The organism is Roseibium sp. RKSG952, from assembly GCF_009711355.1.
The window spans coordinates 1-1228 of the sequence record NZ_SMMF01000477.1 but is presented as its reverse complement, the minus strand read 5'-3'; the positions used below and the strand labels follow the sequence as shown (position 1 = coordinate 1228).

Here is a 1228-nt window from a genome sequence, read left to right as displayed (position 1 = left end):
GTTGAGGTCAAGCTAGACGGCTGACCCTCCGCAACACATCCAATCCGCACCGGCCCCCTCTGAGGGGCTTTTTTCATGGCCGAATGAAAGGCAAATCCGATGAACATGGATCTTGGTGACACGCGCCTGATCGTGGACGCGTGCAAGAACGCGGGCTGCCTGCGCAATCAGGCGGCGTATATACTGGCAACCGCCTATTGGGAAACGGCCCGGACCATGAAACCGGTCGTTGAGGCTTTCTGGCTCTCTGAAAACTGGCGGCAAAACAATCTGCGCTATTACCCGTGGCACGGTCGCGGCTATGTGCAGCTCACTTGGAAAGAGAACTACCGGCGCGCACAGGAAAGGCTCGGCATTCCATTTGCCGAAGATCCTAAACTTGCCATGGTGCCGGAGCACGCCGCCAAGATCCTTGTCACCGGCTGCGTGGAAGGCTGGTTTACCGGCAAGAAGCTGGCCGACTACATCACGCTGAAAAAGTCTGATTTCTTTAACGCTCGTCGGGTGGTCAACGGGCGCGACAAGGCGGATCAGATTGCCGCACTTGCCCGCGATTATGACCGGGCGCTTGAAGCGGAAAGCTATGGCGTCGCGGATGCCAAATCTATCCCGATCCCCGAAGCCAAGCCGAAGATCCATAAGCCACTGACCGAAAGCAAGGAGCTGATCGGCGGGGTTGCCGGTCTGGTTGCTGCCTTCTCCGCCTTCCTTGAGCAGGTGGATGGCAACACGGTTGCGCTCATTCTGGGGGCTCTCGCCTTGGGTTTCATCGCAAACCGGCTCTATGCCCGGCGGCAGGGGGCGCGGTGATGTTCAGACTGCTCCTGTCATGGCTCGGCAAGGGTCCGCTCGACCGGGTTCTGACCAGCGTCGACCGGGCCTTTGACAACGGTACGGAGCGGGAGAAAGTCCGGGCTGATGCTGTGACGGCGTTTGTCCAGGCCGAAGCGGAGCGGCGGCGGGAGGCCATGCAATGCCCGGTCTTCTGGGCGGTCTGGGCATTGTTTGCTGTGCCGTTGGGGCTGTGGTTCGGGGCGGTGTGTCTGGACAGCATCTTTCTCTTTTCCGGCAACATTTCTGTTCTGCCGGACTCCATCAAGCCATATGCCGACACGATCTTTGCAGCCGTCTTCGGATCTGGGGCAGGGGTAGCCGGTGTGCAGGCCATTTCACGAGCCATAAGGGGGCGAGGGTGACAGACGAACAAAAACAGCGTGAATGGCACTTG

At 59.5% G+C, this 1228-nt stretch carries 2 protein-coding genes; both read left to right on the top strand.

The features are described 5' to 3' along the window. Window positions 1-99 precede the first annotated feature (99 nt). Complete coding sequence (locus E1297_RS01655; protein ID WP_155133080.1) at window positions 100-810, top strand: hypothetical protein; 711 nt, start codon at window positions 100-102, stop codon at window positions 808-810. Then, a complete protein-coding gene (locus E1297_RS01650; protein WP_155133077.1) occupies window positions 810-1196 on the top strand; it encodes a hypothetical protein in 387 nt (128 codons plus the stop codon). Before E1297_RS01655 ends, E1297_RS01650 begins: the two co-directional genes overlap by 1 nt. Window positions 1197-1228 lie beyond the last annotated feature (32 nt).